This window comes from Variovorax sp. KK3 (assembly GCF_001984055.1).
Taxonomy (GTDB): Bacteria; Pseudomonadota; Gammaproteobacteria; order Burkholderiales; family Burkholderiaceae_C; genus Variovorax.
In genome coordinates this window covers 20827-43537 of record NZ_LYVO01000009.1, presented here as the reverse complement: position 1 = coordinate 43537, position 22711 = coordinate 20827, and the positions used below count along the sequence as shown (strand labels likewise).

Sequence of the window (22711 nt, the reverse complement as noted above, 5' to 3'; positions counted from 1 at the left end):
GGCACGCCTGCGAATGGTAACGGAGCCTGTCCTCTCGGCGACTTCGACTTCGCTTAAGCTCGCGGCCGGTCCACAGCGGACCGATTCTTTTCTCGACGGAATGCAATGAAGAACGTGGTCTTCGATCTGGGTGCGGTGCTGCTGAACTGGGAGCCGGTGTCGCTCGTGCATGCGGCCGTGGCGCCGCGCACGATGACGGCGCAAGCTGCGCACGCGCTGGCCCGCGAGATGTTCGGGCATGAAGACTGGCTGGGCTTCGACCGCGGCACACACGGCATGGACGATGCGATCGGCCGCATGGCGCTGCGGCTCTCACTGCCCGAGCCGCAGTTGCAGAAAACCTTGGCAACGCTGGGTGAGCGGCTGGAGCCGATCCAGGTCACGCTCGAACTGCTCGACCAGCTGCGCGCGCGCCGCGAAGAGGGTGAGGCCCTGCGGCTCTACTACCTCTCGAACATGTCGGTGCCGTTCGCGCGCGCCCTCGTGGAGCGCCATGCCTTCTTTCGCTGGTTCGATGGCGGCATTTTTTCTGGCGACGTGCGCATCCTCAAGCCGGACCGCGGAATCTACGAAATGCTGAGTGCGCGCTATGCGCTGAGGCCGGAGGAAACCGTCTTCATCGACGATTCCGCCGCCAACGTCGAGGCGGCCCAGGCGCTGGGATGGGCCGCCATCCACTGCACGGCACCGAGCGCGCTGCCCGCGCAGCTCGCGGCCTACCTGCCTGTGCGCTCGACCTGACTCACGTCGAAGCCCAGCGAACCGGCATAGGCCAGTTCGGCTTCGAGCGCGGCATCGTCCAGGCGCGGAACGCGTGACAACACCCACAGGTAGCGGCGGTCGGGCGTGCCGACCAGCGACACCTGGTAGTCGCGATCGAGCTTGAGGATCCAGTAGTCGCCCCACACCGCAGGCAGCCATTGCAGCCATGCCGGCGCGAAGCACACTTCGAGCCGGCCAGCGCCGGGTTGCCCAGCGACCGGCAAGGTGCGCCCCACACCCACCGTCTCGTCGAAGCTCCCGTCGGGCAGGATGCAGCGATTGCGCACCTCCAGCGTGCCATCGTCCAGCAGCGAATACTCGGCCGTCGCAGGGCCTGCGCAGCTCTTTTCGAACCGGTTGGGCAGGCGTGCCTGCTCGTGCCACAGACCCACGTAACGCTGCAGGTCGACCGGGGCCACCACCTGCAGTGGCGCGCGCATGAGCGGCGCACCGTCAGCCGGGCCGGCGAGGCGGGCATTGCGCGAGGCACGAGCGCTATTGAAGGCCAGCAGGGTCAGCAGGCCGCCGACGCAAAAAGCGGTCGTCAGCGTGCCGATGGACGCACTGTGGACGCGGTCGTCGAAGACGACGCGTGGCGGCGGCGGCGCAGGCGCTTGGCTCCGAGAGAACATGGGCATTCCTCCAATCTGGAAAGACTCAAACCGTAGCGCCGGGTCGTTTTTCGGCCCGTCAGCCGGGGACGACACGACCTGTAGTTGTGCGGCGGGATAATGGCCGGATGAACCAACTCGATGCCCTCAGACAGTGGACCACCGTGGTGGCCGATACCGGTGATTTCCGCCAGCTGGCCCAGTTCAAGCCGCAAGACGCGACCACCAACCCGTCGCTGATCCTCAAGGCGGTGCAGAAGGCCGAGTACCGGCCGCTGCTGGACGAGGCCGTCAAGCAGCACGGGCACCTCCAGACCGACGAAGTCATCGACCGCCTGCTGGTGCGCTTCGGCACCGAGATCCTCTCGCTGATCCCGGGGCGCGTGTCGACCGAAGTCGATGCCCGGCTGAGCTTCGACACGGCGGCCACCGTGGCGCGCGCGCAGCGCATCGTGGCGCTCTATCGCGCTGCGGACATCGACGTCGGCCAGCGCGTTCTGATCAAGATCGCCGCCACCTGGGAAGGCATCAAGGCCGCACGGCAGTTGGAGGAGCAGGGCATCCATACCAACCTCACGCTGCTGTTCTCCTTTGCCCAGGCGGTGGCCTGCGGTGCCGCAGGCGTACAGCTCATTTCGCCCTTCGTCGGCCGCATCTACGACTGGCACAAGAAGACGGCGGGCACCACCTGGGATGAAGCCGCCCGCGCGGGTGCCAACGACCCCGGCGTGAAGTCGGTGCGCCAGATCTTCGACTACTACAAGAAGCACGGCATCCGTACTGAAGTGATGGGCGCGAGCTTCCGCAACGTCGGGCAGATCGCCGCCCTGGCAGGCTGCGATCTGCTGACCATCAGCCCCGACCTGCTGGCCGAACTGGCTGCGAGCGACGCGCCGCTCGCGCATGCGCTCGACGCGGGGGCGGCGCAGTCGCTCGACATTCCGCGGCTCGTGCTGGACGAGCCTGCCTTCCGTTTCGCATTGAACGAGGACGCCATGGTCACCGAGAAGCTGGCCGAGGGCATCCGCGCCTTCGCGGCCGATGCCGTGAAGCTCGAGAAACTGATGGAGGACATCGAATGACGCCCAACCGCACCCGCTGCGACCGCACCGCTGCCTGGGGACGCCTGCAGGCCCACTACGAGGCCGCGGGCCGCGGCTTCGATCTTCGCCGCGCCTTTGCCGACGATCCGCAGCGCTTCACGTCCTTCAGCCAACAGGGCCCGCACCTGTTCGCCGACCTGTCGAAGAACCTGATCGACGCCAAGACCGAAGACCTGCTGCTGGCGCTGGCCCGCGAGGCGGGGCTCGAAGCCCATCGGGACGCGATGTTCGCCGGCGAGCACATCAACGCGACCGAAGACCGGGCCGTGCTCCACACGCTGCTGAGGGCGCCTGCCTCGATGCCGGTGCCGGCGGCGCTCGCCGGTCCGCTGTCCGACGTGCATGCCACGCTCGACGCGATGCTGGCCTATGCCGAGCGGGTGCGTGCCGACCACACGATCACCGACGTGGTCAACATCGGCATCGGTGGCTCCGACCTGGGCCCGCAGATGGTGGTGCGCGCCCTCGACGCCTTCGTGGCGCCCGGCAAGCGCTTTCACTTCGTATCGAACGTCGATGGCCACGAACTGGCCGGCGTGCTGCGCGGCCTGGCGCCGGAGCACACGCTGTTCCTGATCGCTTCCAAGACCTTCACCACGGCCGAGACCATGGCGAATGCGCACTCGGCCAAGCGCTGGTTCGAGCAGTCGGGCAACGCCGACATCGCCCATCACTTCGCCGCGCTCACCACCAATGTCGAGGCGGCACGGGCGTTCGGCATCGAAACCACCTTCGGCTTCTGGGACTGGGTGGGCGGCCGCTACTCGCTGTGGTCTTCCATCGGCCTGCCGATCGCATTGGCCATCGGACCCGAGGGCTTCCGCCGCCTGCTGGCCGGCGCGCATGCGATGGACGAGCATTTCCGCACGGCCCCGCTGGCACAGAACCTGCCGGTGCGCCTCGGGCTGCTCGACGTTTGGTACCGCAACTTCCTGGGCTTCAGTAGCCGTAGCATCGCGCCCTACCACAGCGCCCTGCAGCGCCTGCCGGCCTACCTGCAGCAATTGGAGATGGAAAGCAACGGCAAGCAGGTCGACGCGAGCGGCGCAGCGCTGCCGCTGGGCACCTCGCCGGTGCTGTGGGGCGAACCCGGCACCAATGGCCAGCACGCCTACTTCCAGATGCTGCACCAGGGCACCGACGTGATTCCGCTGGAGTTCATCGCCGTGCGCCAGGCTTCGCACGACCTGGAAGGGCATCACCCCAAGCTGCTGGCCAACGCGCTGGCGCAGGCTCAGGCGCTGATGGTCGGCAAGGAAGACGCCGGCGGACACCGCAACTTCCCGGGCAACCGGCCGAGCAGCTTCTTCGTCTTCGACGAGCTGAGTCCCGAAGCCCTGGGGGCCTTCCTCGCGATGTACGAGCACCGCGTGTTCACCAGTGGCGCGCTGTGGGGCATCAACAGCTTCGACCAGTGGGGCGTGGAGCTGGGCAAGGTGCTGGCCAAGGACATCGAGCCGCGCCTGGCTTCGGGTGAAATCGGCGGTCTGGATGCTTCCACGGCCGGGTTGCTGCAGCGCCTGCGCTAGTCATCAAATGCCGGCGGATGGCCCCTTATGATGGCCCCGGGAGCTTACCCGTGGGAACTATCAAGAGGAGTTGTTCAATGAATTTTCAGGAAGCCGTCAAGACATGCTTCAGCAAGTACGTGGACTTCAGCGGCCGTGCTTCGCGCTCGGAATACTGGTGGTTCGTGCTGGCTTATGTGATCCTGGTGATCGTGGCCGGCCTCATTCATGAGGTGGTCTATGGCCTGGTCATCCTTGCGTTCTTGCTGCCGCTGCTGTCGGCTGGCGCACGCCGGCTGCACGACATCGGCAAGAGCGGCTGGTGGCTGCTGCTGGGGCTGATCCCGCTGGTCAACCTGGTGCTGCTCTACTTTTCGGTTCAGCCCAGCCAGCCGGAGAGCAACGAATACGGGGCACCGCCTTTCGTCGCAGCCTGAGCGATTGACCGGTCCATAAAAAAACCCGCGGCTCACACCGCGGGTTTTTTTGTTGGCTGAAGGGCCGGGGCTGATTACATGCCCATGCCGCCCATGCCACCCATGCCGCCCATGTCGGGCATGCCGCCGCCGGCAGGCGCGTCGTCCTTCGGCGCTTCGGCGACCATGGCTTCGGTCGTCAGCAGCAGCGAGGCCACCGAGGCGGCGTTCTGCAGCGCGGTGCGGGTCACTTTGGTCGGATCCAGGATGCCCAGCTCGAGCATGTCGCCGTAGCTGTCGTTCTGCGCATTGAAGCCATAGTTGCCCTTGCCGGCCAGAACGTTGTTGACCACCACGCTGGCTTCGCCGCCGGCGTTGTAGACGATCTCGCGCAGCGGCGATTCGACGGCCTTGAGCACCAGCTTGATGCCGGCGTCCTGGTCGACGTTGTCACCCTTGAGCTTGTCGCCCACGGCTTGCTTGGCGCGCAGCAGTGCCACGCCGCCGCCAGCCACGACGCCTTCTTCCACTGCAGCGCGGGTGGCGTGCAGGGCGTCTTCGACGCGGGCCTTCTTTTCCTTCATTTCGACTTCGGTCGCGGCACCGACCTTGATCACCGCCACGCCGCCGGCCAGCTTGGCCACGCGCTCTTGCAGCTTTTCACGGTCGTAGTCGCTGGTGGCTTCTTCGATCTGCACGCGGATCTGCTTCACGCGGGCTTCGATGTCGCCGTTGGCGCCGGCGCCGTCGATGATGATGGTGTTTTCCTTGCCCACTTCGATGCGCTTGGCTTGGCCGAGGTCGGCCAGCGTCACCTTCTCGAGGGTCAGGCCCACTTCTTCGGCGATGACCTTGCCGCCCGTCAGGATGGCGATGTCTTCGAGCATGGCCTTGCGGCGGTCGCCGAAGCCAGGCGCCTTGACGGCCACGACCTTTAGGATGCCGCGGATGGTGTTGACCACCAGCGTCGCCAGGGCTTCGCCTTCGACTTCTTCAGCGATGATCAGCAGCGGACGGCCGGCCTTCGCCACTTGCTCCAGCGTGGGCAGCAGGTCGCGGATGTTGCTGATCTTCTTGTCGAACAGCAGCACGAACGGGTTCTCGAGGATCGCGCTTTGCTTGTCGGGGTTGTTGATGAAGTAGGGCGACAGGTAGCCGCGGTCGAACTGCATGCCTTCGACGACGTCGAGTTCGCTGTCGAGCGACTTGCCGTCTTCGACGGTGATCACGCCTTCCTTGCCGACCTTGTCCATCGCGTCGGCGATGATCTTGCCGATGGTTTCATCGCTGTTGGCCGAGATCGAGCCGACTTGTGCGATTTCCTTCGAGGTGGTGGTGGCCTTCGAGGCCTTCTTCAACTCTTCGACCAGGGCGGCAACCGCCTTGTCGATGCCGCGCTTCAGGTCCATCGGGTTGATGCCGGCGGCAACGTACTTGAAGCCTTCGCGAACGATGGCCTGGGCCAGCACGGTCGCGGTGGTGGTGCCGTCACCGGCGTTGTCGGACGTCTTGGAAGCCACTTCCTTCACGAGCTGGGCGCCCATGTTCTGAAGCTTGTCCTTGAGTTCGATTTCCTTGGCGACCGACACGCCGTCCTTCGTCACCGTGGGGGCGCCGAAAGAGCGCTCGAGCACCACGTTGCGGCCCTTGGGGCCCAGCGTGACCTTGACCGCGTTGGCCAGGATGTTCACGCCTTCGACCATGCGTGCACGGGCTTCGCCGCCGAACACTACGTCTTTTGCTGCCATGAGTTTTCTCCGAATTCAGAAAAGGGGATTGATTACTTGACGACGACCGCGAACAGGTCGTCTTCCTTCATGACCAGCAGTTCCTTGCCATCGACCTTGACGGTCTGGCCGCTGTACTTGCCGAAGATCACGAGATCGCCGACCTTCACGCTCATGGCGCCGAGTTCGCCCTTGTCATTCTTCTTGCCTGGGCCGACGGCCAGCACTTTGCCTTGATCGGGCTTCTCGGCTGCGTTGTCGGGAATCACGATGCCCGAGGCAGTCTTGGTTTCGCTTTCAATGCGCTCGACGATCACGCGATCGGCCAAAGGTTGAAGGTTCATTGCATCTCCTGGATAGAAACGGGGGTTTTTGGCGCCGGACTGGGGTTGCCGGCTGGCCTGTCACTGGAAGCGAGGTGTTAGCACTCCTCTTCAGCGAGTGCTAATCATAAGGGCAAATTTTTGGCTTTCAAGGCGGGCTTGCCATTCGCTGGGTATCGACGAGCAGGCAAGCCGCGCCCGCGGTCGGCGAAGCGATGGGCTTGGTTCGTGACGGACTTCTCTTCTAATTCAGGGTTAACCCTGAGCGGGCTCGGTAGAATCCACGCCTCGATGGGCGCTTCGTCCTTCTGCATCTCCAATGGACGCCACCCACCTCATTCACGCGACCGGACTCGTCGCACTTTCCCTCAATGTTCGCGGCTTGGTCGGCACCAACGACCGGTCGCTTCGCGCCTCGACCGGCATCGCGTCGGCGATCTGGGCGGTCAACAATTTGCTGATCGGGGCTCACACGGCCGCTGCACTCAGCGCGATTTCCGTGGGGCGCCAAGCCTCGGCCGAGGCCGTACAGAACCGGAGCAACCGCATCCGGTTGGCCGCGTTCCTCGCGATGGTGTCGATCACCCTGGTGGCCAGCGCCCTGACTTGGAACGGATGGACCACCGTCTGCACGGGCGCAGGCTCGCTGGTCGGCACCTGGGCCATGTTCTACCTGCGGGGCACCGGCCTGCGGCTGGCCATGGTGCTGGTGGCTTCCCTCTGGATGTACAACGCCTGGGCCTACAACTCCTGGTGGCAGATGATCGCCAACACCGCCGGCGGCGCGGCAGCACTGCTCGGCGCCTGGAAGGCCCGTCGCCCGCTCGGCGCGGCTTGAGCCTCCTGCAAAGCTACAACTGGTCCGTGGGCACGAACCACGAGAACAGGAGCAGTTGCAGCCGCGTGAGCAGACTGGAGTCTGGCTCGTCGTCGAGCACCTCGTTGTGCTCGTCGCCCGTGCCGACCCACTGCACGTTCTGCTTGTCCGGCTGCAGCTCGACGCGGTAGACACCCTCCAACGAGTCGAGCGAGTAGGCGATGCGCAGCGCGTACGCCAACTCGAAGCTGTGCACCTTGACGCCGAACTCGGTATTGAGCCGCTCCGATCGCGGGTCCAGGTTCATCGAACCGAGCAGCACCCATTCGTTGTCGAGCAGGGCCAGCTTGGCGTGCAACCGGCCGCGCGCCTGCCGCAGCAGCCGGCGGATCTGCGCGCTGCGCCTGAGCTGGCGCGTGCTGACTTCGAGCAGTTCCACACCTTCCTGAAGCATGGCCACGCGGTAGCGGTTGTAGTTGACGTTGACCAGCGGCTCGTCGCTGTCGGCCAGCGAGTTGGTGACCACCGTGATGCGGATGCCGCGCTCGCGCGCCGCGCGGATGCGCGCCATGCCTTCGTCGCCGGGGATGAAGTAGGGCGATATCACGAGTACCTGCGACTGCGCGGTGGTCCCCAGCGTGGCGTGAAATTGCTGGGCCAGCGTTTGCACGCCTGGCGGCCGAATCCCCAGTGCCTTGTTCGGGCTGTCTGCCACCGCATGAGCGTCGGCGCGCATCCACTTCAGCTCGCCACGCGCCAATTGTGTGGCCAACGGTGGCTCGCCGAAGACGTCGGTCGCCGGTGGCGGCTCCGGCCGAGGCGCTTCGCGTTCCGAGGTGGCTGCCTCGAAAGCGGCGGCGAGCTGCGGCGCCGGCTCGGCCGCGTGTGCCACGCGCTGCACGGGGTAGACCACGTCGCTGTTCCAGTAGCTGTCGAAGATGCTCGCGGATTCCTGTACCACCGGGCCCGCCATCAGCAGCTCGAAATCGATGAAGTTGGCGAGGTCGCTGCGCAGGAAATACTCGTCTGCGAGGTTGCGCCCACCCGCGATGGCGATGGCGCCGTCGGCGATGAACAGCTTGTTGTGCATCCGGTGGTTGAGCCGGCGGAAGTCGGTGAAGAAGTCGAGCCAGCGCGTGGCCATGTGCCCGCGGCCGTTGGCGAAGGGATTGAACAGGCGCACCTGTGCCCCGGGCTCGGCGGCCAGCGCCAGCAGCAGCGGGTCGAGGCCTGCGGTATAGAAGTCGTCCAGCAGCAGCCGCACCCGCACGCCGCGGCGTGCGGCGTCGCGCAACTCGCGCAGGATCAGGCGGCCCGTCTTGTCGTTGCCGATCTGGTAGGTCTGCACGTCCAGCGACGATTGGGCGCGGCGCATCAACTCCAGGCGCGCGTCCAGTGCCACGCCGGCCTGGGGCACTGGGCGAACCGCCGAAAGTCCCGTCGCCTGCGCATAGAACGGGGCCGTCACGCGACCGAGTTCGGTCGCCGGCGAGCCGGGGATTGCGCTCTGCGGTGGCTGCGGCTCGGGCGGCGGCAGGCTCGCACAGCCGGCGGCCAGGCCGGCGAGCGCAATGAGGGCGACGCGCAGGAGCGGCAACAGAAGCTGGGTCAAGGTGTGGGTCATGGAGCACGAGCCGAATGCACTTGCCGGCGCAGGCGTTGCGCATCGTAGCCTTGCCGTACCAGCACCGGAAACACGTTCATGAGGGGTAATCGTTTCAGAACTGAACGATCAGACTGTAAAATGCGAATCACTCTCAACAACATCCAGAGGGCGGGTTTTGATTTCTGGCTTCTCCGGGCGGCACAAGGCCGTCTCTTTTTTTGCGGGTTGCGTGGCCATTTCGGCGTCAACTCATGTGTTCGGCCAGACGGGCGGTTCGTTGCCCGAAGTCCGGGTCGATGCGAATGCCGAGCGTGAGTCCGCCACCACGCCCGTGATCGGCTACCGCGCGAAGAACGCCGCCACCGCCACGAAGACCGACACGCCATTGGCAGAGACACCGCAGGCCGTGACCGTGATCACCCGCGACCAGATCGTCGACCAGGGCGCCACCAACCTGCAGGACGCGCTCAACTACGCCGCCGGCGTTCGCTCGGACGCCTACGGCCTCGATGCGCGGACCGACTCCGTGCGCGTGCGCGGCGCCTATCCCGACGTGTACCTGGACGGCCTGCGCCAAGCCTATGGCTACTACACCAGCACCACGCGCACCGAGCCCTACACGCTGGAGCGCCTCGAAGTCTTGCGCGGCCCCTCCGGCATGCTGTTCGGCTCCGGCACGGCGGCCGGCATCGTCAACATGGTCAGCAAGCGGCCGCTGCAGGAAACGCAGCGCGAAGTGGGCGTGCAGCTGGGCAGTTGGAACCGCCGCCAACTCCAGGCCGACCTGACAGGCCCGTTGACGGCCGACGGGGCGTGGTCGTATCGCCTGATCGCCGTTGAGCGCCAGGCCGACACCCAGGTCGATTTCGTGCCGGACGACCGCCGCCTGATTGCGCCTTCGCTGACCTGGCGCCCCAATGCCGCGACCTCGCTGACGCTGCAAGGCCTCTACCAGAGGGACAAGAGCGGCTCGACGTCGCAGTTCTTCCCCTGGGAGGGCACGATCCTGCCCAACCCCAATGGACGCCTTCCCACGAGCCGCTTCATCGGCGAGCCGGGCGACTACTACGACAGCGAGCGCAAGACCTTCGGCTGGCTGTTCGAGCACAGGTTCGACGACAGCCTCACCTTCCGCCAGAACTTCCGACACGCTCGCAACGAGAACGACAACAGCTACCACTACGGTGATTTCTTCGGGATCACCGGCGGCTGGAGCCTCGACCCGATCTTCAAGCGCCGCCTGGGACGCGTCCTCGACAGCTCTCTCACGCGCAACCGCATCGACACGCTTGACAACCACCTCGAAAGCCACTTCGACACCGGCGTGCTCAAGCACACGGTGCTGGTCGGCGCCGACTATTCGCGGCAGCGCGAGAACGTATGGGGTGGCGCTTCCTACAGCGACATCGACGCCTACGCGCCGTTGTACGGGTTCCGCCAGGAGCCGGAGCGCACGGCGCTGCCGCGCACCACGCAGCGGGCCACCGGGTTGTACGTGCAGGACCAGATGAAGCTGGGCAACTGGAACTTCATCGCCGGGCTGCGCCACGACCGCGTGGTCTCCGGCGCCGAAGGCAGCGACAACGCGCGCGACAGCGCCACCAGCAAGCGATTCGGCGTGCTGTATGCCTTCCCGTCGGGCTGGTCGCCTTACATCAGCTACGCCGAATCGTTCACGCCCCAATCGCCGCAACGAGGCAACGTGTTCAAGCCGCTGCAGGGCGAGCAGTGGGAGGTCGGCGTCAAGTACGAGCCGGCAAGCCGCGCCATGGCTTTCAGCGCTGCCGCCTACGACCTGCGCGAGAAGAACCAGATTTCGCAGCCGCTGCCCGGCATCTACCAGCAGCTCGGCCAGACCAAGACCCGCGGCCTCGAACTCGAGGCCAAGGGCTCCGTCACGCCGAACCTCGACATCACGGCGCACTACAACTACACCGATCTCGATGCGCAGCTCGAGGGCCTGCCGCGCCACCAGGCGGCCGTGTGGGCGAAGTACCGCTTTTCGATCGCCGGCACGCCGGGGTTCTCGGCCGGCGCCGGCGTCCGCTACATGGGCTCCTTCCGCGACGTTTCCTTTGGCGGCTACGGCCCGCGCATCCCGAGCGTGACGCTGCTGGACCTGGTCCTCGCCTACGAAACGGCGAGCTGGCGCTATGCACTCAACATCAACAACGCGACCGACAAGGAGTACTTCAGCACCTGTCTGGCCCGCGGCGATTGCTGGTGGGGCACGCGACGCAACATCGTGGCGAGCGCCACCTACCGCTTCTAGCCCCGGACACCATCGAAGGGCCTTTTAGACTATGACCACGATGAATAGCCGACGAATCAAGACCTGGGCCTGGGTGCACAAATGGAGCAGCCTGATCTGCACCGTGTTCATGCTGCTGCTATGCATCACGGGCCTGCCGCTCATCTTCCACCACGAGATCGGGCACCTGCTGGGCACCGAGGTCGAAGCGCCGAAGATGCCGGCCGACACGCCGCGCGCCAGCCTGGACAAGGTGATCGAAGTCGCACATGCGCTGCATCCCGAGCGCGTGGTGCAGTTCGTCTCGAAGGCCGAGGACGACGACGCCATCTGGTTCGTCACGCTGACGCCCACGCCGGCGCCGACGGACGACTTCAAGTCGGTGGCGGTGGATGCGCGTACGGGCCAGGTGCTGGCGACGCCGAAGTTCGACGAAGGCTTCATGTACGTCATGTTCAAGCTGCATGTCGACCTGTTCGCGGGCCTGCCGGGCAAGTTGTTCCTGGGCTTCATGGGCTTGCTGCTGCTGGTGGCCATCGTCAGCGGGGTGGTGCTGTACTCGCCCTTTATGCGCAAGCTCGAGTTCGGCACGGTGCGGCGAGAGCGCCGTCCTCGGCTGAAGTGGCTGGACCTGCACAACCTGCTGGGCATCGTGACGCTGGTGTGGGCCTTCACGGTCGGTGCCACCGGCATGATCAACACCTGGGCCGACCTGATCATCAAATACTGGCAGCACGACCAGCTCAGCAGTCTGCTGGCACCCTACAAGGGTCAGCCCGAAACGCCGAAGGCCGAGCGCGGGTCGGTGCAACGCTCGCTCGACGTCGCGATTGCGCAGGCGCCCGGCATGAAGCTGTCCTTCATCGCCTTCCCGGGCACGGCCTTCTCGAGCCCGCACCACAACACGATCTTCCTGCGCGGCAGCGAACCCCTGACCTCGAAGCTCCTGCAACCGGTGCTGGTCGATGCCAAGACCAACGAAGCCACCGCCAGCCCGAAGCTGCCCTGGTACCTCACCGCATTGCTGGTGTCGCAACCGCTGCACTTCGGCGACTACGGCGGCATGCCGATGCAGATCATCTGGGCCTTGCTCGACATCGCCACCATCATCGTTCTGGGCAGCGGACTGTATCTGTGGCTCAAGCGAGGCAATCCGGTCCCGTCCGCCAAGGCCAGCGATGCGGACAAAGCGGAAGGGACGGACCCGCGGGGCTCGGACGGCACCATCGGGCGGCCTGCCGTCACCACGGCCAAGGCGAGCTCATGACGACCAAGCATCAGCATCGGCATTCGTTCTGGCGCCTCTGGGGCTGGCCCTTGGCAATGGGCGTGCTCACAGCCGTCGGCTTGGTCTCTGCGCTCTTCAGCGACGGTGGCTTCGGCGACATGCTGGCGTGGGTGACGCTGGGCATTCCATGCGTCGTGTGCTTCTGGTACGGCTGGCGGCGGCCACGCAACGCTTCCAGCGAATCACACTAGCAACTCGGTCGTGGGCAGCGATGCTCGCCCAGGGCTTCGCTCCTCGATGGCTTCTTCAGGTGCCGCGAGTGACGCGCATGGCCAGGGTTTCCGCGTCGCGTCGTTCATCCATCGCAGCCTGTGCGGCGTGCGTATGGGCCTTGTCGGATTCGCTGTCGGCGGACGCTTTGGCTGAGGTCCGCGGCGAGGCCGAAGCTCCCGCGCGATCATCGATGCGCGATGTTCGGTCGCCCGCGGCTGCGGCGTGGTGAAGCGAAAAGTCGTGCGCGTGCGCCAGGACTGCCGTCGACGCTTGAGGCGGTAATGGGGTGGACAACGGAGCGAGGTCCAGTTCCGGCGAATGGCGCGCGATCGTCGGACCTAGCTGATCGAATTTGCTTCTCAGGCTGGACAGCATGGAGTCCAACTCGGAATGAGTCTGGCCGTCGTCAGCAGCAAGCATCGCGTCGCTGCTGCAGTAGCCCTCCAGAAAAGACAAGGTTCCTTCAGCGGAGGCCCGCAAGGCACCGAGATTGCCAGGCCCTTCTGCTGTCGACCTTTGCGCCGACAACAGTTCGGCAATCTCGCAGAGTCGCTGCAGCGATTCACTTACCTTGCGCGGAAGACTTGCATCGATTTCAGAAGTGGCTGCTCGACGCCCGTCCGATTCGGCTTCGACCGGCGTCGCAGGTGGCAACGACGCATCATGTCCATGGCGAGAAAGCAGGGCGTCTTCTTCCGCCGTCGGAAGTATTAGCGCAGGTGCCGATCCATTCTGTTCGTCTCCAGCATCGCGCCAGCCGAGTTGGAATTCGCTGGCAGGAAGTGAACGGCGAAGGGCCGCGTCCTGTTGCAGTGCGCGCTCGGTATGGGCATTCGCGACATCCACCGCGGGCGAGGGTCGATCGTCTGTCTCCGATGCTGCTGCCGCACTGGGCGACGTCTCTTCCGATTGCAGCTCGTCCAGTTGACGCAGTGCCACTTCCACGCTGTGTACAGGACGGCCGACGGCTTCATTCGCATGCTGGCGCTTCAGCATCGAGTCGAACATTTGCCGATCCCTGACCTGCTCGGACTGCTGGCGCTTTTTCTGAACACGTTCGCGGGCGAGCCTCTCTTCCTGAAGTCTTCGCTCTTGATCATGATGCGAGTCGGGGCCAAATGAATCTGCGGCGTTCACGCGAGGTATCAACATGGTCAGTCCAGCGTGGTGACTTCATCGGCGCCGACGACTTCGAAGTCCATAGGCAAGTCGCGCTCTGTGTAGTAGCCCTCCAGGGCAGCGAGGGCCTCTCTCTCCGAGCCCGACGGCGGCGTGATGAGCAGGCACGTACGGGGACTTTCCGGCTTGGTCGAGCGCAGCGGAAGACGGCGAAAGCCGATCCGGGCCAAGGCGCGCAAGGAGCGGCAGTTGTCGTCATAGGCGGTGGTGAAAATCCACTGAACGCCGAGCGCTCGAGCATGTGCGCACAGCAGACGTCCGGCCTCGACGGACAAGCCGCGTCCCTGAAAGTCCACGCCGATCCAGAACATGAACATCGCAGCGGAGGCCGTGACGTCGAGCGCGACATGACCGACAAAGCCATGGTTGCGATGCATCACCGCATAGTCGCGGCGGTCCGCGCCTAGAAAATGCTCGGTGAACCAGTCTGCAGTGTCGTCACCTGCCGGCCAGACCGGCATCGCAGCCATGGCGGCGATCTGCGGGTCACGATACTGATGCTTCATTGCATCCTTGTGCAGCATGTCGAGTGGCTCCAGCGTCAATGGTCCGCAAGGTGGGACGATGGGTTTGCGCCAGGGGTCGTCCATTGCAGCCAAGCGGTGCTGAATGCTGCGGCGGATCTGCACGACGCCGGGGTCGCCAGGACCGAGCAACTCGGCGCATTCGATGTCGGACATCGCCTTGGCATGGTCACCGGTGTGGACGTGGCACCAAGCCAGTTGGCACAGGTCGCGAGCATCTCCGCCACCGATCGCGAGCCTGTTTCTCCACACCTTCTTCGCCAGCGACCATTCGGCAATTCCCATGGCGCAGTAAGCCAGGTCGCGCTGTACCTGCAGCGTCCTGGCGTCTTCGGCGCATTGCGCCCAGACGGCATGAAGTGCTTGCGACCAAGCGGGCCTGTCGATGTTGCGGCCGCCTTGCCAGCGGCGATGGAGCTGCGGGCATGCCGCAGCAAAGACTTCCAGATCGAAGTGGGCGCGTCGCAGCAGTGCCAGGACGGCTGCAGGACCGTCTTGACGCACGACGGCGCGCATGGCTGCGACCAGCTCGGGAATGTCACCGTGGTCGCCCCCATCCAGTGGCACGACGCATCGTTCAACCATTGCCTTCGCATCGTCGGCGCCTGCCACCACTGCCTGCAGTGACCACCCGTGCATGATCTCGCGCTGCCACACGGCGGCGCCGTGTCGCTCCCAGCGTCTGAGCATGAGTTCGAAGTTGACGGGCAGCGTCCGGTCTTGCGCGTACCGGCCGATGACGGCGCCTGTATCGAGCATCCGGACCGCGTGGCGCGAGCAAGTCCCTGGTGCGCCGACAAGCACCAGATATCCATGTCCGGCATGGGCATGAATGGTGTCTATGAGCGCCAGCGCCATCGTCGGCAGACAGAGCGGCGCGCTGTTGAACTCCTGCAAGTATTCGCGGCTGAGCTCGGCGATTTCAGGCTCTTGCGCATCTACGGTTGCAGGTTGCCACATCGTTTCGTTGTGAGTGGCTTGTGGTTGCAATGCCGCGCGCAAATCGGCCTCTAGAAGCCTTCCGTAGTGCACGGCGAGCAAGCGCTGCGGCAAGCGGTGCAGCACGTCGTGCAGCAGAAAGACTGTGGGGTTGCCCGTCGGTTCCAATGCGAGCAGCGCCTTGTGGGGCGCATCCGGCGCCAAGCTTGCATAGCGGATGCGCGCGGGGAATCCCAGGACCGACGTGGCGCGTGCATTGAGTGTGTCGAGCAGCGGCCGGAACGAGACGTCCCCGGGTGGGAGCACGCCCACGATGTCCAGTGCTTGCGAAAGGTCCAGACGGCCAGTGGCGCGCAGTTTCTGCCAGTACCGGAGGATCGCCTCGGACCACGCAGCGCAGCGCGGCGCGTTGAGGCGAATGCTCGCCGGGGCCTCGTGACTCGTGGAAGTCATGGCAGGCGCGCTTGAAATGTGGCTGGCACGATGACACGCGGGGTCAGCACGAACATGCGTTCGCGACGCTCATTGTTGGTGTCCTTCTTGCCGAACAGCGACCCTACGACCGGAAGGTCTCCCAGCACAGGAATGCGATCGTGCTTCTGCGATTCGCTTTCCGATTGAAAACCGCCGACGAGCAGGCTTTCGTTTTCGGCCATCACACCCTGCGTGCTGACGGAACTGCGGCGCACCGTCGGCAGGCCTTGCACTTGCAACTCGCCGACGCCGCCGTCTTCGATGTCGACGGTCAATTCCACGGCGCGCTTTCCTCCTTGCTCGATGACGTGAGGCGTCACCTTCAGCGAGATGCCTACGGAAACCGGCACGACGTTGGCGACGCGCTCTCCGATGGCGGACAAATACAACGTCTGGGACAGATCGATGAGCGCGCCGAGGTTGTCCACCGTCACGACCGATGGCCGGGAGACGACACGTGCATCGCCGCTGCTCTCCAAGGCGTGGATGCGCGCCTTCAGCAAATTACCGCCGCTCGCGAGCGAAATGACAGCCGTTGTCGAGTCCGCCGCCGCGTCCGGCAGTCCGAAGCCTGCGGTCGTGTTTCCGAACCTGGCTTGCCAGTCGACACCGAGTTGCGCGACTTTGGTCTTGTTGACGTCGATGATCATGGCCTCGATCTCGACGAGGTACGAAGGCACGTCGAGTGAGGCGATCAGGCCTTCGTACATCTGCATCCGGTTGGGACGGTCGCGAATGATCACTGCATTGAGGCGCGAATCTGCCTGAACGACCGGGCGACCGCTGTTGTCCAGTACGCTGCCGCCCGCGGTGTCGGACGAAGCGCCCGTGCGCGCGGTGTCGTCGCGCGACGCGGGGCGTGTCGACGCACCATTGCTTGCCTTGGTGGCGGTCTCGGAGGAATCTTCCTTGGCGATGCCCGCCGCCCCGGCCATGGGCGAAATCGGTGGAGGCGGTGGCGCGAATTGCATGACGGTGCCTGTTCGGCCGCCGCTGTTCGACAACAGGCTGCGAAGCATCGACGCGACCCCGAAAGTCGTGATCTGCTTGTCGCGGTATTGGATGATGCGGTCGTCCACGGCAGCGTGGCGCAAGCGGAAGACGCGTACTTCCAACTCCGCGGGAGATGGCGGCAGCGCAGCCAACGTGGACGCCACCAGCTCGACATAGGCAGGAGGGCCGACCAGCACCACCCCTGCCCGGTCGGGCAATTCGGCCCAGCCGAATCGATCGTCGACCACACCGAGGTCGATCAATGCCTTGCGCAGATTGGGACCGCCCGCTGAGGGAAGGGCCCGGGTGACGGCCTCGGTCGCTCTGCTCACGTACAGGGTGCCGCCGTGCTGGAACCACTGCAGTCCGTGACTGGCCGCCAGTCGGTTCAGGAACTCGTCGGGCGTGGCGGTCGTGATGGTGCCGTTGACGGGCATCGACTGATCCGTGATGCCCTGAGTCAGTTGAACGCGAATTCCGAATATGCGGCCGAACTCGTTCAGGACGCCGGTCAGCCGCTCTTGCGCGGCGACGTAGCTGAAGCTCGAGGCGGGCCAGGGTGATGGGGCGGCTGAGGCAGAAGTTGCGCACAGCAGGTGCAGTATCACCGCCGTGATCGGCAGCAACGAGGAAAAGAAATTGTTCCTGAACAGCATCGCAGGGTCTCGTACTAAAGCTCTCCGGTGGCGCGACGCCAGTCGCCCAGGGCGTGGAGAAAGGCCTCGAGCGCGTTGCTGAACGCAAGTCGGTCGGCGTCCGGCGCGACCCATCGCTGCAAGCACAGCTCGCTTTCATCTTCGGTCAGTACAAGCGCTTCGGCGACGTGAGGCAGACCTTGTCCAGCCAACTGCATGACCTTGAGAAGCAATGCGTCGGCCTGCCTGTGATCGATGGGCATCTCCGAGATTCGCGCATGCAGCACGACCGCCCCTTGCGGTGCGGAACGCACGTGGACGCGATAGCGCTCGTTGCACAAGATGACTGCCGCCCCGTCGACGCGGGCTGAATCCCACTCCAGTCCACGTTGCGTGGCAAAGGCCATGAAGCCTTGGTGTGCGGGTCCGCTGTTCACATCGGGTCTCCTTGTCGCTCCTGCGCAAGATCGCGTACGGCACGCAGAACTTCGGCCACAGGCTCCACCAACTCGGCAGGTATGTACTGATTGACGTGTGCAGTGCGCATCAGCGCGCGTGCGACCGGGATGTTCTGCATCACCGGGATGTCTTCCTGCTTCGCGATCTGCACCATGCGTGCTGCCATGGCGCCTTTGCCCTTGGCCAGTACGATGGGAAGCGGCGTTTCTTCTTCTTCATAGAACAGCGCGATGGCAAGATGCGTGGGATTGGTGACCACCACGGACGCCTTCGCGGTTTTCTGTACGCCATCTCCCATGGCGAGTTCTTTCGCCAGTTCGCGTCGATGCTGCTTGACGTGGGGGTCTCCCTCCATCTGCTTGAACTCTTGCTTGATCTCCTCCATGGACATCATCAAGCCCTTGATGTAGCTGTAGCGTTGGTAGGCGAAGTCGAGCCCTGCGATCACTCCGTAGGCGATGAAGGTCTTCACGACCAATGTCGTCATCACGTCGTAGAGCGCGTGCCCGACCGCTTCGATCCCTGCGGCCGGCACTTTGACCAGGGCGTCCAGAGCGTCGTGGATGACGAAGTAAACGATGGCACTCAGCAACGCCACCTTCACGCACGACTTGACGAACTCGACGAGGCTCTTCATCGAGAACATCTGCTGAAGATTCGTGACCGGGTTGAGCTTGTCGCCTTTCGGAACGAGCGCCTTGAATGAGAAGAGAATGCCGGTCTGGATCGTCTCGGCGAAGATGCCCACGACGATCACGAGAAGGACGTAGGGCATGAGAACAGCAAGCATGCTGCGCGTGGCCTGGCCGGCCAGCATCGAGACAGCGGCGCGGAAATCGGCGTCGTACAGGCGAGCCGATGCGAGCAGAAGTCCGGAGATCTCCCGGGTGATGTCGTCAGCGGCAAACAGTGTGTAGCCAAGAAGGGAGCCGAGCAGGAGGACCTGGGTGAAATCCTTGCTCTTGGCCACCTGCCCATCTTTGCGGGCTTCGCGCAACCGGTGATCGGTCGGGCGCTCTGTCTTTTCGCTGCTCATCGCGCCGGCTCCTGTTGCAGCATGGCACGGAATGACTTGACGACGGCGGGGAAATCGTTGATCTCTTTCCCTCCTTGTTCGATCAGCGTGACTGCATACACGGCGAAGACGAACATGCCGATGCCGCTCTTGATCGGCATGGCGAGAAAGAAGACTTGCAGTTGCGGCGCAAAGCGGCTGATCAGCGCGAGTCCGATCTCGGCAATCAGCATGGCGACGATCACGGGTGCGCCCAGCAGGACGGCGAGATTCAGAAGCCGATCGAGTTGCCCCAGCAGGATCCGTGGTGCATCCGCATTGAGGCGGGGCCAGAACTCGAACACCGGCCAGAATTCGTAGCTGCGGTAGGCCGTGTCGAGAAGTAGCAGCAGGCCGCCGCTGATCACGAGATATGTCACAGCGGCCTGGCTGAAGAGCTCACCCAAGGGCGAGGAGTCATGGCCCGTCATCGGGTTGAGCGTTTGCGCGATGCTCGCACCACGCTGGTTGTCGACGATGGAGCCCATCGCGTCGAACGCCCAGATCGGGATCGCCATCATGAAACCGAGGATGAAGCCGAGCGCGGCTTCCTTGCCGGCGAGCAGTATCAGCTGCGGCGCGCTGAACGCACGGACGCCTTGGTGATCGACGACCGTCGGCATGATCATCAATCCCAAACCGAACACGACGGCGATCCGCAGCATGCCCGGCAAGGCCTGGCGTGACAGGACGGGTATGGAAGCGAACATCGCAAGCAAGCGCGGGAGCAGGCAGGCGATAGCCAACAACATGTCCAGCGGCCTTTCGACGATCGTGTCCATGGATCGCTCACCGCGGCAGCGCCGGGATGGCGTCGAGCAGTGCCGCGGTGTAGTTGAAGATCTCCCCTCCCACCCAACGCGCGGTCAGGTAGATGGTCAGACCGACCGCGATCAGCTTGATGGCGAAGGAAAGCGTCTGTTCCTGGATCTGCGTGAGGGCCTGCAACAGGCTGAAGAGCGTGCCAACGACGGAGGCTACGACGATTGGCGGAAGGGAAAGCCACACCGTCAGCAGCAGCGCTTGGATGACATAGGAGGTGAGGTCCGCGATATCCATGCTGTGCCTTACAGGGTGTAGGTCTGAACAAGGCCGTGAAGCAGGCGTGACCAGCCGTCGATCATCACGAAGAGAAAGAGCTTCAGCGGCAGCGAGATCGTGACCGGCGAGACCATCATCATTCCCATGGCCATCAGGATGTTGGAGATGACGAGATCGATGACGATGAAGGGCAGGAAGAGAAGAAAGCCAACCTGGAACGCCGATGTCAGTTCGGACACGAGAAAGGCGGGCGTCACGATGAGGAAGTCTTCGTCGGTGGTCCCTGCGGAAAACTTCTCCGGCCACATGCGATTGGCCGTGGAGTGAAAGAAATCGCGTTGCTCCGGCTTGCTGTTGGCGACAAGAAAGCGCCGCAGCGGTTCGGCGGCCTTGCGAACCTCTGCAATGATGGCCCTGACGTCGTTGGTGGGTGGCGTCCGGGTGACCGCATCGGCCATCTGGCTGCCGACGGGCGCCATCACGAAGAGCGTCAGCATCAATGCAAGGCCATAGATCGCCATGTTGGGCGGAATCTGTTGCACGCCCAACGCGTTGCGCACGATCGACAGCACGATGGCAATCTTCAGGAAGGCGGTCATCGTGACGAAGAGCAGAGGGACCAGGCTGAGCAACGCCAGCGCGATCGTGAGCGAGATCGGATCGAAGCTCGTCATGCCCCGTCTCCTGGGCAATGAGGTCGACAGAGCGCGAGGGTGCTCATGTGCGCGTGCCGCTGATCTTGATGATGGAGACGCCGACACGGCCATCGATCTCGACCAGTTCGCCTTCACCGATTGCACGGCCATTCGCATGCACGATGACGGCGTGTCGAAGCTCGCGCCCGAGGTTGAAGGTGTGGCCGGGTTCCAGTTCGCGCAATTCGGCCAACGTGAGCTCACGTTGGCCCAGGTCGAAACTCAGGCGTACCGGAAGCTCGTTGAGCAGCTCGTCGTCGAACGCGCCTTCGGTCGGGGAAACGGTGGTGTCGGACATGATTCGTTCAAGGCTTCCTGTGATTTCCAGGGTCGATCGGTTCACTCGGCACGGCATCGACAGGGTTCTGCCGAGGAGCAGCACGAGTCGGTCTTCTGCAAGCCAGCATTCGTCGAGCAGCACGACGTCGCGCGCCTGGAGTGACACGAGCGCGTGGGCGTCGATGTCGGTCCATCCGATGGCGAAGCTGAAAGGGATGGGCAGTTCGGCCCACGCTTTGGCATCGGCGGGCGGATTCGTGTCCTCGATTGCGTTCAAGCGCCAGGACTCGGCCAGGAATGAAAGCGCAAGTGCGTCGACCCAGAGTTCGCCGCAGATGAGGGATTCGCCGTCGCCGAGCTCCCACGGTATGCCGTGTAGCCCATTGCGAGCGGCATCTGCGTCGTTGCGAATGGCTCGCAGCCGGCGCTGCGTTGAAAGTTCGATGGCTGCCGTCACGTCGCCGAGCGCTGCTTCTGCCACGGCCGCCACCAGATCGGGCGGTGTTTCGAGAGCCAGATGCATGCCCAGGGTGTGGGCCGCTGCTCGGTCGAGGCATGCCGCATCGATACCGAGCACCACGCGGGCCCCTCCCCAGTCGAAGTCCAGATTCATCAGGCCGTCTCGCAAAGGGGCGTCCGGGGTCCACCGGAACGACCATTGGCGTTCCAGCCATTCGAAGACGAGGATGCGCCGCCTGCGGGCCAGCAGGTTGCGGTACGCAAGCTCTTCACGAGCCATCCGCCGCATGACCAAGGATCGACTCATGGCGCGGCGTCCTCTGGCCAGAGAGCGCGTAGAAGGGGCTGAGTGTCGAAATCGACTTCGTGCAGAGACACGCAGACCGAGCGCTGGAGCCGTGTGCCCAGATGCTGCCCCAGCGACGCCAGCCGCTCTGCGAGCCAGCGTCGGGTATCTTCGCAGCCGATGGCCAACTGCACTTGCAGCCGACCACCGTCCTCGAAGATGCGCAGCCCGGTCTGCGGCAAAAGTCGCGCCGACACCGCAGCCCGCACCTCGCGGTCTCCGCGTCGAACATCGGCGACATACAGCCTCGCAATCTCTTCTCCCAGCTCGTGCATGCCAGGCCGAGCGCCGTGCTCGCCGAAGGCCAAGAGATCGAAAGGCGATGCCGGTCGCGAATGCCGTTCGCCGTCACCCGACATCAGATCGGGTCGCGGCGCCAGCCCCGAGCGGAACGCCCGGATCGCTTCATCCGAGTGTTCATTCGGGCCCGGACCCTGGTTTGACCCGACGCTGTCCTCGCCGACGTGCAGGCTCATTGCACCGTAGTCGACGTTCATGCTCTTCTTGTTCATGCCGCGAGCTCCTCGCTCAACGCAGAAGGGCGAACCGGGACCTCTTCGAGTTCCGCGTCTTCGGCTCGGGCTTGGGCCGCCTTTTCTTCGGCCTCCGACGTCTCGCACAGGTCGACGTACTTCAATCGTGCCTGTACCGCGAGCTGATATTGCTGTCGCGCGTGGCTCAGTGTGTCGGCGGATTGCTGGCGATGCTCATGCGCTTCGGCGAGTCGGCCCTCGTGATCGGCAATGGATTGCTTGAACCCGTCGACCTTCATGGCGACGTCTTGCAGATCGGACAGCTGCACGACGCGCGTGCAGAGTTCGGCGTACATGGCTTGCTCCTGCCGCGTGCAATCTTCTCGCCGCGCCTCGAGAGAGATGCTCGCTTCGATCACCTCTCGATCAGCCGCATCGAGCGCGCGCGTGGCGTCGGCGAGCTGCATCTGCGCCTTTTCCTCACGGACTTCCTTGATCTGCAAGAGCTTGACGAGCACTGTCATCTTTGTCGTCTC

At 64.4% G+C, this 22711-nt stretch carries 23 protein-coding genes; 8 read left to right on the top strand and 15 right to left on the bottom strand.

Features of this window, described 5'->3' with window-relative positions; translation table 11 throughout:
* The first annotated feature begins 105 nt into the window (after positions 1 to 105).
* On the top strand, positions 106 to 741 hold the full coding sequence (locus tag B0W80_RS06625; protein WP_076998326.1) for an HAD family phosphatase: 636 nt from the start codon (positions 106 to 108) through the stop codon (positions 739 to 741).
* Here the strand turns inward: B0W80_RS06625 and B0W80_RS06620 are convergent.
* Positions 717 to 1394, bottom strand: a complete 678-nt coding sequence (locus B0W80_RS06620) for a lipocalin family protein (RefSeq protein ID WP_256856507.1) — start codon at positions 1392 to 1394, stop codon at positions 717 to 719. The genes B0W80_RS06625 and B0W80_RS06620 overlap by 25 nt on opposite strands.
* A gap of 107 nt (positions 1395 to 1501) precedes the next feature.
* Between B0W80_RS06620 and tal the strand changes: the two genes are divergently transcribed.
* From tal to B0W80_RS06605, 3 genes are all read left to right on the top strand, one after another.
* Complete coding sequence (gene tal, locus B0W80_RS06615) at positions 1502 to 2455, top strand: transaldolase (protein WP_076998324.1); 954 nt, start codon at positions 1502 to 1504, stop codon at positions 2453 to 2455.
* On the top strand, positions 2452 to 4005 hold the full coding sequence (pgi, locus tag B0W80_RS06610) for a glucose-6-phosphate isomerase (protein WP_076998323.1): 1554 nt from the start codon (positions 2452 to 2454) through the stop codon (positions 4003 to 4005). The genes tal and pgi overlap by 4 nt, the downstream gene beginning before the upstream one ends.
* A gap of 77 nt (positions 4006 to 4082) precedes the next feature.
* A complete protein-coding gene (locus B0W80_RS06605) occupies positions 4083 to 4421 on the top strand; it encodes a DUF805 domain-containing protein (RefSeq protein WP_076998322.1) in 339 nt (112 codons plus the stop codon).
* 74 nt (positions 4422 to 4495) lie between these two features.
* On the opposite strand, the gene groL is transcribed toward B0W80_RS06605, so the two are convergent.
* Both groL and groES read right to left on the bottom strand, forming a co-directional pair.
* A complete protein-coding gene (groL, locus tag B0W80_RS06600) occupies positions 4496 to 6148 on the bottom strand; it encodes a chaperonin GroEL (RefSeq protein WP_076998321.1) in 1653 nt (550 codons plus the stop codon).
* A 32-nt stretch (positions 6149 to 6180) separates the two neighbouring features.
* Entirely contained in the window at positions 6181 to 6471 is a 291-nt protein-coding gene (groES, locus tag B0W80_RS06595; RefSeq protein WP_076998320.1) for a co-chaperone GroES, read from the bottom strand.
* Between the two features lie 298 nt (positions 6472 to 6769).
* Here groES and B0W80_RS06590 point away from each other — a divergent pair, with 298 nt between their 5' ends.
* Positions 6770 to 7288, top strand: coding sequence for a YgjV family protein (locus B0W80_RS06590; RefSeq protein ID WP_076998319.1), 519 nt, complete (start codon positions 6770 to 6772; stop codon positions 7286 to 7288).
* Positions 7289 to 7301: 13 nt separating this feature from the next.
* Here B0W80_RS06590 and B0W80_RS06585 read toward each other — a convergent pair whose 3' ends face one another.
* Positions 7302 to 8891 carry a phospholipase D family protein gene (locus B0W80_RS06585; RefSeq protein WP_076998318.1) on the bottom strand — a complete coding sequence of 530 codons (1590 nt, stop codon included), beginning with the start codon at positions 8889 to 8891 and terminating at the stop codon, positions 7302 to 7304.
* Between the two features lie 211 nt (positions 8892 to 9102).
* Between B0W80_RS06585 and B0W80_RS06580 the strand changes: the two genes are divergently transcribed.
* The 3 genes from B0W80_RS06580 to B0W80_RS06570 are packed head-to-tail and all read left to right on the top strand — an operon-like array spanning position 9103 to position 12603.
* A complete protein-coding gene (locus B0W80_RS06580) occupies positions 9103 to 11145 on the top strand; it encodes a TonB-dependent siderophore receptor (RefSeq protein ID WP_256856506.1) in 2043 nt (680 codons plus the stop codon).
* Positions 11146 to 11185: 40 nt separating this feature from the next.
* Positions 11186 to 12391, top strand: a complete 1206-nt coding sequence (locus tag B0W80_RS06575) for a PepSY domain-containing protein (protein WP_076998384.1) — start codon at positions 11186 to 11188, stop codon at positions 12389 to 12391.
* Positions 12388 to 12603: a hypothetical protein gene (locus B0W80_RS06570; RefSeq protein WP_076998316.1), complete on the top strand. Its 216-nt coding sequence runs from the start codon at positions 12388 to 12390 to the stop codon at positions 12601 to 12603. Before B0W80_RS06575 ends, B0W80_RS06570 begins: the two co-directional genes overlap by 4 nt.
* Before the next feature lie 55 nt (positions 12604 to 12658).
* Here B0W80_RS06570 and B0W80_RS34765 read toward each other — a convergent pair whose 3' ends face one another.
* The 11 genes from B0W80_RS34765 to B0W80_RS06510 are packed head-to-tail and all read right to left on the bottom strand — an operon-like array spanning position 12659 to position 22699.
* The gene (locus B0W80_RS34765; RefSeq protein ID WP_143684509.1) at positions 12659 to 13777 is read right to left on the bottom strand and encodes a hypothetical protein; all 1119 of its coding nucleotides are present in this window, start codon (positions 13775 to 13777) and stop codon (positions 12659 to 12661) included.
* A 2-nt stretch (positions 13778 to 13779) separates the two neighbouring features.
* A complete protein-coding gene (locus B0W80_RS06555; protein WP_076998313.1) occupies positions 13780 to 15720 on the bottom strand; it encodes a GNAT family N-acetyltransferase in 1941 nt (646 codons plus the stop codon).
* Positions 15717 to 17390 (bottom strand): type III secretion system outer membrane ring subunit SctC, encoded by a 1674-nt coding sequence (gene sctC, locus B0W80_RS06550; protein ID WP_076998312.1) that lies wholly within the window; start codon positions 17388 to 17390, stop codon positions 15717 to 15719. Before sctC ends, B0W80_RS06555 begins: the two co-directional genes overlap by 4 nt.
* Before the next feature lie 14 nt (positions 17391 to 17404).
* Positions 17405 to 17806 (bottom strand): CesT family type III secretion system chaperone, encoded by a 402-nt coding sequence (locus B0W80_RS06545; RefSeq protein WP_076998311.1) that lies wholly within the window; start codon positions 17804 to 17806, stop codon positions 17405 to 17407.
* Entirely contained in the window at positions 17803 to 18864 is a 1062-nt protein-coding gene (gene sctU / locus B0W80_RS06540; protein ID WP_076998310.1) for a type III secretion system export apparatus subunit SctU, read from the bottom strand. Before sctU ends, B0W80_RS06545 begins: the two co-directional genes overlap by 4 nt.
* The gene (sctT, locus tag B0W80_RS06535) at positions 18861 to 19664 is read right to left on the bottom strand and encodes a type III secretion system export apparatus subunit SctT (protein WP_083745224.1); all 804 of its coding nucleotides are present in this window, start codon (positions 19662 to 19664) and stop codon (positions 18861 to 18863) included. The genes sctU and sctT overlap by 4 nt, the downstream gene beginning before the upstream one ends.
* A gap of 7 nt (positions 19665 to 19671) precedes the next feature.
* Complete coding sequence (gene sctS, locus B0W80_RS06530) at positions 19672 to 19941, bottom strand: type III secretion system export apparatus subunit SctS (protein WP_076998309.1); 270 nt, start codon at positions 19939 to 19941, stop codon at positions 19672 to 19674.
* A gap of 8 nt (positions 19942 to 19949) precedes the next feature.
* Positions 19950 to 20597, bottom strand: coding sequence for a type III secretion system export apparatus subunit SctR (gene sctR, locus B0W80_RS06525; RefSeq protein WP_076998308.1), 648 nt, complete (start codon positions 20595 to 20597; stop codon positions 19950 to 19952).
* 43 nt (positions 20598 to 20640) lie between these two features.
* Positions 20641 to 21663: a type III secretion system cytoplasmic ring protein SctQ gene (gene sctQ / locus B0W80_RS06520; protein WP_083745223.1), complete on the bottom strand. Its 1023-nt coding sequence runs from the start codon at positions 21661 to 21663 to the stop codon at positions 20641 to 20643.
* Complete coding sequence (locus B0W80_RS06515) at positions 21660 to 22214, bottom strand: hypothetical protein (RefSeq protein ID WP_076998306.1); 555 nt, start codon at positions 22212 to 22214, stop codon at positions 21660 to 21662. Before B0W80_RS06515 ends, sctQ begins: the two co-directional genes overlap by 4 nt.
* Positions 22211 to 22699, bottom strand: coding sequence for a YscO family type III secretion system apparatus protein (locus B0W80_RS06510; protein ID WP_076998305.1), 489 nt, complete (start codon positions 22697 to 22699; stop codon positions 22211 to 22213). The genes B0W80_RS06515 and B0W80_RS06510 overlap by 4 nt, the downstream gene beginning before the upstream one ends.
* Positions 22700 to 22711: the final 12 nt, after the last annotated feature.

Excerpts from the sequence above, each read along its gene's own strand:
- sctU (WP_076998310.1), bottom strand. The coding sequence starts at position 18,864 with ATGAGCAGCGAAAAGACAGAGCGCCCGACCGATCACCGGTTGCGCGAA.
- sctS (WP_076998309.1), bottom strand. The coding sequence starts at position 19,941 with ATGGATATCGCGGACCTCACCTCCTATGTCATCCAAGCGCTGCTGCTG.
- groL (WP_076998321.1), bottom strand. The coding sequence starts at position 6,148 with ATGGCAGCAAAAGACGTAGTGTTCGGCGGCGAAGCCCGTGCACGCATG.
- sctC (WP_076998312.1), bottom strand. The coding sequence starts at position 17,390 with ATGCTGTTCAGGAACAATTTCTTTTCCTCGTTGCTGCCGATCACGGCG.
- B0W80_RS34765 (WP_143684509.1), bottom strand. The coding sequence starts at position 13,777 with ATGTTGATACCTCGCGTGAACGCCGCAGATTCATTTGGCCCCGACTCG.
- tal (WP_076998324.1), top strand. The coding sequence starts at position 1,502 with ATGAACCAACTCGATGCCCTCAGACAGTGGACCACCGTGGTGGCCGAT.
- sctR (WP_076998308.1), bottom strand. The coding sequence starts at position 20,597 with ATGACGAGCTTCGATCCGATCTCGCTCACGATCGCGCTGGCGTTGCTC.
- pgi (WP_076998323.1), top strand. The coding sequence starts at position 2,452 with ATGACGCCCAACCGCACCCGCTGCGACCGCACCGCTGCCTGGGGACGC.
- B0W80_RS06515 (WP_076998306.1), bottom strand. The coding sequence starts at position 22,214 with ATGAACAAGAAGAGCATGAACGTCGACTACGGTGCAATGAGCCTGCAC.
- sctT (WP_083745224.1), bottom strand. The coding sequence starts at position 19,664 with ATGGACACGATCGTCGAAAGGCCGCTGGACATGTTGTTGGCTATCGCC.
- B0W80_RS06605 (WP_076998322.1), top strand. The coding sequence starts at position 4,083 with ATGAATTTTCAGGAAGCCGTCAAGACATGCTTCAGCAAGTACGTGGAC.
- B0W80_RS06590 (WP_076998319.1), top strand. The coding sequence starts at position 6,770 with ATGGACGCCACCCACCTCATTCACGCGACCGGACTCGTCGCACTTTCC.
- B0W80_RS06620 (WP_256856507.1), bottom strand. The coding sequence starts at position 1,394 with ATGTTCTCTCGGAGCCAAGCGCCTGCGCCGCCGCCGCCACGCGTCGTC.
- groES (WP_076998320.1), bottom strand. The coding sequence starts at position 6,471 with ATGAACCTTCAACCTTTGGCCGATCGCGTGATCGTCGAGCGCATTGAA.
- B0W80_RS06575 (WP_076998384.1), top strand. The coding sequence starts at position 11,186 with ATGAATAGCCGACGAATCAAGACCTGGGCCTGGGTGCACAAATGGAGC.
- B0W80_RS06570 (WP_076998316.1), top strand. The coding sequence starts at position 12,388 with ATGACGACCAAGCATCAGCATCGGCATTCGTTCTGGCGCCTCTGGGGC.
- B0W80_RS06555 (WP_076998313.1), bottom strand. The coding sequence starts at position 15,720 with ATGACTTCCACGAGTCACGAGGCCCCGGCGAGCATTCGCCTCAACGCG.
- B0W80_RS06585 (WP_076998318.1), bottom strand. The coding sequence starts at position 8,891 with ATGACCCACACCTTGACCCAGCTTCTGTTGCCGCTCCTGCGCGTCGCC.
- sctQ (WP_083745223.1), bottom strand. The coding sequence starts at position 21,663 with ATGAGTCGATCCTTGGTCATGCGGCGGATGGCTCGTGAAGAGCTTGCG.
- B0W80_RS06625 (WP_076998326.1), top strand. The coding sequence starts at position 106 with ATGAAGAACGTGGTCTTCGATCTGGGTGCGGTGCTGCTGAACTGGGAG.
- B0W80_RS06510 (WP_076998305.1), bottom strand. The coding sequence starts at position 22,699 with ATGACAGTGCTCGTCAAGCTCTTGCAGATCAAGGAAGTCCGTGAGGAA.